This is a genomic window from Gemmatimonas sp., assembly GCF_044376735.1.
Lineage (GTDB): Bacteria > Gemmatimonadota > Gemmatimonadetes > Gemmatimonadales > Gemmatimonadaceae > Gemmatimonas.
The window spans coordinates 1-8,262 of record NZ_JBILKJ010000120.1; the positions used below are offsets into that span (position 1 = coordinate 1).

Annotated in this window: 7 protein-coding genes and 2 pseudogenes; 3 read left to right on the plus strand and 6 right to left on the minus strand. The window is 68.6% G+C overall.

Translation table 11 applies throughout. The features are described from left to right. Positions 1-431, minus strand: a 431-nt coding sequence (locus ACIRA7_RS13010; protein ID WP_396221273.1) for a transposase, incomplete at its 3' end; no start/stop codon positions are given. A 98-nt stretch (positions 432-529) separates the two neighbouring features. After that, complete coding sequence (locus tag ACIRA7_RS13015) at positions 530-1,939, minus strand: SGNH/GDSL hydrolase family protein (protein WP_396221274.1); 1,410 nt, start codon at positions 1,937-1,939, stop codon at positions 530-532. Positions 1,940-2,250: 311 nt separating this feature from the next. Here ACIRA7_RS13015 and ACIRA7_RS13020 point away from each other — a divergent pair, with 311 nt between their 5' ends. The 3 genes from ACIRA7_RS13020 (at position 2,251) to ACIRA7_RS13030 (ending at position 4,607) form a co-directional block, all read left to right on the plus strand. Then, the gene (locus ACIRA7_RS13020; RefSeq protein ID WP_396221275.1) at positions 2,251-2,760 is read left to right on the plus strand and encodes a DUF3088 family protein; all 510 of its coding nucleotides are present in this window, start codon (positions 2,251-2,253) and stop codon (positions 2,758-2,760) included. A gap of 257 nt (positions 2,761-3,017) precedes the next feature. Further along, complete coding sequence (locus ACIRA7_RS13025; protein ID WP_396221276.1) at positions 3,018-3,635, plus strand: hypothetical protein; 618 nt, start codon at positions 3,018-3,020, stop codon at positions 3,633-3,635. A 141-nt stretch (positions 3,636-3,776) separates the two neighbouring features. Continuing rightward, complete coding sequence (locus ACIRA7_RS13030) at positions 3,777-4,607, plus strand: helix-turn-helix domain-containing protein (RefSeq protein WP_396221277.1); 831 nt, start codon at positions 3,777-3,779, stop codon at positions 4,605-4,607. 74 nt (positions 4,608-4,681) lie between these two features. Here ACIRA7_RS13030 and ACIRA7_RS13035 read toward each other — a convergent pair. From ACIRA7_RS13035 to ACIRA7_RS13050, 4 genes and pseudogenes are all read right to left on the minus strand, one after another. Then, positions 4,682-5,026 (minus strand): annotated as a pseudogene (locus ACIRA7_RS13035) (transposase); the annotation flags it as partial. A gap of 22 nt (positions 5,027-5,048) precedes the next feature. Beyond that, positions 5,049-5,915: pseudogene (locus tag ACIRA7_RS13040) on the minus strand (IS630 family transposase); the annotation flags it as partial. A 644-nt stretch (positions 5,916-6,559) separates the two neighbouring features. Continuing rightward, positions 6,560-6,793 carry a zf-TFIIB domain-containing protein gene (locus ACIRA7_RS13045; protein ID WP_396221278.1) on the minus strand — a complete coding sequence of 78 codons (234 nt, stop codon included), beginning with the start codon at positions 6,791-6,793 and terminating at the stop codon, positions 6,560-6,562. A gap of 183 nt (positions 6,794-6,976) precedes the next feature. Next, entirely contained in the window at positions 6,977-7,426 is a 450-nt protein-coding gene (locus ACIRA7_RS13050) for a hypothetical protein (RefSeq protein WP_396221279.1), read from the minus strand. Between the last annotated feature and the right edge of the window lie 836 nt (positions 7,427-8,262).

Below are 8,262 nucleotides of genomic sequence, written 5' to 3' on the forward strand. Positions count from 1 at the left end.
GCCCACCGGCGGGTGGCCTCGGTCGGCGCGAGTCGTGGCGCGGGGACGATCAGGGGTGGCGTATCGGCTGCGGCGGGCTCGGCCTGACGCCGCATCCCGCGCGGACGGTTGGCGTACCAGCCGTTGTACCGCGTGGTGACGTGGCCCTGGTCGGGAATGTGCACGAGGACCCGAGCGAGGAACTCGAGCGGGTCGGCGGTTTCGGTCCCCGCCGTCGGGCCCTCTGATTTATCGGAGCAATAGGTCACGGCCTTGGCGGCGCGGTCGTAGGTGAGCCGCTCCAGGGCGACGGGATTGCGGGCGCAGTCGCGCGCGAGGCGGGTCGCGAACGCGCGATCGTCCTCCGACACCCACACCGCGGTGCCTGTGGTTGAACAGGACGCGAGCGCAGCGATCGCAATGACGGAGGCGCGGATAACCGCTCTATTCATCGTGCGAACCCATGATGCAAGAATTTGAGCCAAGGGCGCCGACCGAGATCACGCGGAAGGCAGGAGAACCCAACGAGTGCTCCGACCGAGGCGATCCGTCATTTATCCCCGCTTCGTCCGGTCTTCTCCGCTTGCCAGCCGACTACGCTACCGAACACGACCGCCCGCACGGCAATGGCGGTCTGGCCCCCCAGGTCTCGGCCGTGTCGCCAGTCAGGGTGCGTCCCTCGGGGGGTGAAGCCGCCGGCCACGGCGGCGGCGCGGCTGTCGGTGCCGGCGGGGTGTTCGGTGAGCATGGGATCGGGCTCGGCGGTGCCCGCGCGCGTCAGCGTCCACGAGCCTACCAGCCGCGGGACCTGCATCGCGCTCCCCACCTCGGCATGCCCCATGAGCGAGTCGCCCACCAGCACGGCGCGATGGTGCGCGTCGGGGGCGAGGAAGCGCGGGTCGCTGACGGTGAAGCTCAGTCCGGCGCTGTCGAGCGCGGCCGCGGCAACGGTGTAGACGGCCGACCAGCCGGTGCCCGCCTCGCGCCAGGTGAGCTGCGGGCGCGGAGCAGTACCGGACACGGTGAGGGTGACCGTGACGGGAGCGTCGAAGAGGCGCATGGTGCCGGTCCAGTCGCCAGCCAGCCGTTGCCAAGTCGGGGGCGTGCCTGCAGGAAGGGGCTGGAGGCGTGCGCCAGTGACGGGCGCCGCGGGGAGGGTAGCTACCCTGGCGATGGCGGCGTTGGCCTGGCCCTGCAGGAAGGCGGCGTCGCTGTCGGCGAGGGTGACCAGCGGAGCCACGGCGCCAGTCCAAGTCACGCGGAAGGAATCCGCGAGGACGCGCCCCGAGACCAAGGCGGGGAGGGCGCGCGCGGGGGTGCGGGTGATGGTGCCCCAAAGCGTGACCGCGGCCAGGTAGGAGCCGGCGGGGGAGGGGTGCGTGCCATCGGAGTCGAAGAGTTCCAGCGTGGGGCGCTGGGCACGTGCCTGCTGCCACGCCACCCCCACAGGGGCCAGGCGTGCGCCGGTTTCCGCCGCGAGGGCGGCGTACGCGCGCGTGAGGCGGTCCTGCGTCTCGGGGCTGGGACGGCGCGCCCACGTGAGGTAGAGCACCGGCGTCGCGCCCGCTGCCGTGATCTCGCGGATGAAGCGGCGGCCGAACTCATGGAAGAGGTCGACGTCGTTTACCGTGGGGCGCCCGTGCACCATCATCACCCCCAGCATACTCTGCTCCTGCAGCACGACGTAGTCCCATCGTGTACGGCGGATGGCGGCCAGCGCCGCACCGTCCAACCAGTGGTCGCGCAGTGAAACGCCGGGTAGGGCGACCATCTCCGTGCGCATCGGGCGCATCGGGCGCGCACCGCGGCCAAGGCTGGCCACAAGGCCTGGGAGGTCGTTGAAGTAAGTGTAGCTGTTGCCGATGAAGAGGACGCGAAGTGGGCGAGACTGGCCAGCGGCGGGGGCGGCGGCCACGGCAAGGCACAGCAGGCTCGCGGCGAGGTGCCGGGTACGGGTCATGACGCGACGCTACGGCGCGCGGGTCACTGGCGCAAGCGCCGTCCGACGCGGCGGTCGGGCCTCCACGATCCTCACGTCATCTCGTCTTCTGGATGACCGGGCCAGGCCACTCGGCAATACGGACCCGGGCACAGCACGCCTCCACCGACGGCTTGACCATCCCCACGTGATCAACTCCGGCCCCGGGGCTGGCGGACCACCCGCCGCATGCGGACCGTCAGCGCTGCATGCCGGGCCGCGGGGACCGTCGGCGTGGGCGGCTGTCCCACGGGCGCGACGGATGGGCCTGCGCCGGCATCGCTCCCCCCACGGTGACCGCCGTTCCGACAGCCCTCGAGGCGCACGAACGAGTCGGCGGGCCCGCCGCCGCCCGCCAGGCGGTGCTCGCGCGGTCGGTGCTCGCGCCGTATACTCCACCGACCTTAATCGGATTTCCTATCCTGGAGAGGGCTTCGAGCACAGCAATGGACATCCTCTTCCTCCTCAACCCCAACTTCACCGACGGCGCCCGCGACAGCGAAGGCAAGCGCTACTACTGCCCGAGCTGCGCCTTCCTCGAAGGCGTGCTCTGTTACTGCCCAGAACTTCGCGAGAAGCTCGACATCCGCTACATCGACTACCCGCGGCCGCGCCGCGAGATCATCGCCCTCGTCGGCGACGCGAACCAGGGCTGCCCGAACCTGGTCCTCGATTCCGCCAATCACGCCTTCGTCGACGCTTCGCGCTTCTACCGCGCGGGCGATCACCTCCACACGAACGACACGAAGGTGATCGTCGAGTACCTCGCGGTGCGATACGGCGTGCAGATCGCGCACTTCTGAAACCGCACGCGAGCTCGCGGATGCTCCCCGCGTGGTGCGACAGGCCGCCGCGCGCAGCCGGCGCTCGGCGCCGCTCGTGAGCCTGGATTCAAGACAGAATTGGGGGACGCGCGCACGCATCGGCTGAGGAACGTCAGATTGTCGCAATTCGCTGGATCGGATCACCAACCACGCGTCACAACCAGCGTAGGGCCTTGTCCATGAATCTCCTTCACTCGTTCGAAGCGCTGCACGCGTCGGTCACCCGCCGCTGGTGGATGCAGCTGTTCGCGGCGTTCGTCCGCTGCCTTCTCGTGTTGGGTTTCATCCCTCCGAGCATCCCGAAGATCCGCGGCATCCCGTTCACCGTGATGCCCGAATCGACCACCATCGGCTACTTCTTCAATGCGCTCCTGAAGACCGGCCCTTACTACGAGTTCATCGGATGGAGCCAGCTCGCGGCGGCGCTTCTGCTCCTCATCCCGCGCACGGCACACCTCGGCGCGCTTCTCTTCCTGCCAATCATTGTCAACATCACGGTGCTCACCATCTCGCTGGGATTCGCGGGAACCTGGGTGATCACTATCCTCATGATGCTCGCGAACCTGTTCCTTGTGCTGTGGGAGTACGACCGCCTGAAGCCGGTCGTCCTCGGCACGCGCATCGAGCGGCCCCGCAGGTTCCGATTCGAGTTTGTCGGGCTCCCGGCGATCTTCGGGCTCGGCGGCGTCCTGTCGGGCCTGCTCGCATGGTCGATGCGCCTCGGCAACTTCGGCAACTACCCCGTCGTCACGGGCTTCCTTGCCGCACTTGGCGTGATCTTCGGGCTCGTCGTGACGGCTCACTTCCGATTCATGCCCGTTGGTCCGATGAAAGTTGAGGCTCCGATGGGCTGAAGCGATCTGGAGAGCGATCGGGGGGATAGCCCGGGTACATGGTTCACAGAGTAGTCCGGCAACATGGTTTACACTCCTTCCACACTGCGCTGCGACACGCCTTTGCGCGAGGTCGCGATGCTCTGGTTGGAGACGGACCCCATGAACGAACGCTTGACGTGCGTGCAGGACGCCCTCAGTGACCGCTTCACGATGGTCGAGGTCTGCGCCCGCTACGGCGTGAGTCGCAAGACTGGCTACAAGTGGATCGCCCGCTACGCGGAGGAGGGCCGACGCGGGCTTGGGGATCGGAGTCGCGCCCCGCACACGTGCCCGCACACGCTCTCGGCGACGATGACCGAACTGCTGGTGACGACGCGAGAAGCCCATCCGTTCTGGGGCGCACGCAAGCTGCTGGCCGTGCTGCAGGCGACGCATCCGCGGATTCGTGACTGGCCGGCCGCGAGCACCGTCGCCGATCTCCTCGCGCGCCGTGGACTGGTGCAGCGCCGCCGGACCAGGCGTCCCACCACGCATCCCGGCGTGATCCCCGCCGTCGCCGATGCGCCGAATGATCTCTGGACCGCCGATTTCAAGGGCCAGTTCCGCACCGGCGATCACGCGTACTGCTATCCGCTCACGGTCGCGGATCTCGCGTCGCGCTACTTGCTCCTGGATAGGAAATTCGATTGGGGTCGGTCGAGTATACGGCGTGATCGCCGACCACGCGCGCACCGAGAGACGGGCGGCGGCGTGCCCTCCGCCTCGCGCGCGGCGCGCGTCCGGCGATGCGCGAGGATCCGGTCGATCACCGAGACCTGGGTGATGAACGCGACGACCCGCATGGGGCCATGGCCGGTCGGGCACGCCAGCGGGTCGACCTCGAACATCTGCTGCAACAGGGCCGCCCACCGGCGGGTGGCCTCGGTCGGCGCGAGTCGTGGCGCGGGGACGATCAGGGGTGGCGTATCGGCTGCGGCGGGCTCGGCCTGACGCCGCATCCCGCGCGGACGGTTGGCGTACCAGCCGTCGTACCGCGTGGTGACGTGGCCCTGGTCGGGAATGTGCACGAGGACCCGAGCGAGGAACTCGAGCGGGTCGGCGGTTTCGGTCCCCGCCGTCGGGCCCTCTGATTTATCGGAGCAATAGGTCACGGCCTTGGCGGCGCGGTCGTAGGTGAGCCGCTCCAGGGCGACGGGATTGCGGGCGCAGTCGCGCGCGAGGCGGGTCGCGAACGCGCGATCGTCCTCCGACACCCACACCGCGGTGTGCACGTGGAACCCGGAATGCGGCCACGTCAGCAGGCCCGCGGCCTGGTCCTCGTCGAACAGCTCCAGCCGCACGACGAGCCGCAGCACGGCGCGGCGAAACGCCTCGGTCAAACGCGCGGTATCGTGCACCGGCAACGACACGAAGGTGCCAATTGAGCCAGCTACTATAGGTCGGGGTGTCGTGCATCGTGACGCGCGGATGCGCCGCGAGCCAGTCTTTCACCGCCTGGGTCTTGTGCGCGGACAGGTTGTCGACGACAAGGTGGACGGCCTTCCCGCGCGGCGCGGCGCGGGTGACCGTGTCGAGGAAGTCGACGAATTCCGCGCTGGTGTGCCGCACGGCGACCTTGCCCTGCACGCGCCCGGTGCCCACGTCGAGCGCCGCGTAGAGGGAGCGCGTCCCGTGCCGGACGTACTCGAACCCGTGGGTCTCGGCCCGCCCGGGGCGCAGCGGCAACACCGGATCCGTGCGATTCAGCTCTTGGATGGCGGTCTTCTCATCGACGCAGAACACCACCGCATTCGTGGGCGGCGCGATGTACAGGCCAATAATGTCCGCCGCTTTCGTCTCGAATTCCGGATCGGAACTGCCCTTGTATCGTTCCAAGCGATGCGGCTTGAGGCCGTGAAGCTTCCACACCTTCGTGACGGTCGTGTGCGCCACGCCGAGCTTGGCCGCGAGCCGCCGGCTCGACCAATGGGTGAGGGGCGCGGGGGGCTTCGTCTGCAGGGTCAGCCGCACGATCTTCGCCTCCAGCGCCGCGCTCATGCCATGCCCGCGGCCCGCGCGCGGCGCGTCGGCCATGGCGAGGACGCCGCCCTCGAGGAAGCGGCGCTTCCAGATCGCGATGAAGCGATCCGTACACCCCGCGCGCGCCGCGATGGTGGCGTAGGGGTCCCCGTCGGCCAGCGCCAGCACCACGCGCACCCGCTTGGCGATGGCTTGGCTCAGCGTCGTCTGTCGCAGGAGCTGCTCGAGCGTGCGGCGGTCATCGGGGGTAAGCACGAGATGCATGGCAGAAGTAAACATACGCCACCCGGCTGCAATTCTCGTGCTATCCACATTTCAACTACGACCCACTAGTAAGGCGGGCTCTCTGCCGAGATCGATACCATGCCAGCCGTCGCCCGCGATCGCGGAGCAAGCACGCCAACGACCTCCTTCGCCTTGTGCCGCTGCGTGCGCCTGTTGCGTGCGCCTGTTGCATGCGCCTGCCGCGTGCGCCTGCTGCGTGCATGACCGCGCTGGCGCTGCGGCGCGTCCTTCAGTGACGAGGTGCGTGCCCGCAACCGGCTCGAGCGCTGGTCGGGGCGGCAGATGGAGTTGCTGGAGGAGATCCAGTCACTGATGACGGATGGGGCCATCGATGGCGACCTCGGCGCGCTCGACCGTTGAGCGACCGGCCCGACCCTAAGCGGCCTCGTGCGTTGTGGAAGGAACAGCGATCCCTCGGCCGCGCCACCTACCGCATCGACCGCACCCATCGCCACCTCGGCCGCCCCTTCCGGGCTGACGTTCGCCGCCGCTCCGGCCACGCTGCCCAACCCATGCGCCGCAGCCCCGGCGGTATAGATCAACGCGTCGGGTGCCCAAAAGAGCGTGTGCAGCAACACATCCCCGGCCACACTTCCGTAGGGCACGCTGAGCTCGGCCGAGAGCAGCCAAACACTCCGCTACTCTTCATAGTCGAACCACACGCCACGGCAGCTCGCGCACACGTTGAGCGTCAGGCGTCCATGCTGCCGTCGCGCGAGCGTCTGGTCGCACACCGGACAGGCCAGCTCGTTCTTTCGGCCACACACTTCGCACCGCAGCGCGCTGCGGTCGAGCGGGGTGTGACATCCGTGGCAGGGTGGATTTGGCGTAGACGGTCGCGGCGGAATGCGTCGCCACAGCTCGGCGGGCATGTGCCGCGTCGGTTGCCGCACCTCGCCGCGTTCGAACCACGCCCTGCCGCAGCGCGGGCAGTGATCGAGGATCACCCCCCGGTGCGGCCGTTGCGCGGTACCTTCTCCTTCTGCACACCCAGACCGACCGGGCAGGGGAAACGCGCCTCCATCGGCCGGCGCGTGTCGGCAGGGGCGACGGGCCTATAACGCATCGGGGAGGCGCCGTGGTGCGTCCGACGGTGCAGCGTTCAGCTGCTCACCGTGGATGGTGTAGCAAATCACGCCGTCCTCGGTGAAGTCGATGTCAGCCGCCTCGCGCCGCACCATCGCATCGAGCCGCTCCTGGACCTGCGAGGCGGGGAGCGCCAGCGCCATTACAACGTCGTTCATCGTCAGGCGACCGTTGTGCTGCCGAGCGAGGCGCTGCAACTCGGACTCGATGGTCTGGTCGCGCAGCTGGCCGATCCGTTCCCAGGAGGTTCGCGTGCCTCGCAGGAGGTTGAACCCCACCACAGCAGGGAGCACCGTGGTCAGCAGCACGGCATACAAGGCCGTGGGCGAACCCAGCCCTGTCCCCACCCGCATGGAGCCCAGCATCATGAAACCGGCGACGACGAGCAGCGCGATGCCACCGAACCCGCGCCCGGACATGGATTCTCCCTCGGTTGCGTCCCCGAATTCTCACGCACCCCATCGGTCACCGGTAACGCGCCTGAGCAAAGGAGGTCGCGGGGAGCCGCCGTCAGGCGCGAGGGAGCGCGGGTGCTGCGCGAAGTGGCCTGAGCACTCGGCTACGCGCACGCACAGCAGGTGGTGCACCGCGATGTGAAGCCCGACAACATCCTGCCCGAGGCAGAAGCCGAGCGCTTCGATATGCGTGGCGGATGGGTGAACGGCTACGTCTGCGGCCAGTCAGGATGCTGCTACACTTGGTATCAGGGATGTTGTGAGCCCGTGATCATTCTCTGCCCATAGGCCACTTGTGCATTTCGTGGATCTGACGTGCCGCGTCTGCGTTCCGAGTCTCGAGCCATGAACGGTGCGTGCCACGATCGTTGTCGCATGATGGTCTATCCCGCGCCGCCGGGGGCGCTCGCGGCCCGATAGACGACGGCTCGCTGCGCAAGGATTGCGACGTTACGCCCCGTATGCCGATCATCGGGGGCGAAGAACTCGATCGCGCTCCGGCGATGGATAAGGGGGTCTCCCGTCACGACGGCTGCGACCCAAGTGCGCGTCGCGTCGAGGGGCGCGAGCCTTGTGGCGCCTTTCACCGTCCGCGACCCCGCCCGCCTCACGTCACGGCATGCCAGTGCTGTCGGCACGATCACGAGCACACCGGGGCCGATGTCAGGGCGCCACCGGGGGCTCGCCCTGGATCGCCGAGCGGACCATCGAGATCGCGGCGTACACCACCACGGCAATCACCAGCCAGCGCAACAGGCCGATCGGGAGCGACGTGACCAGCAGCGCCGCCACCAGCACCC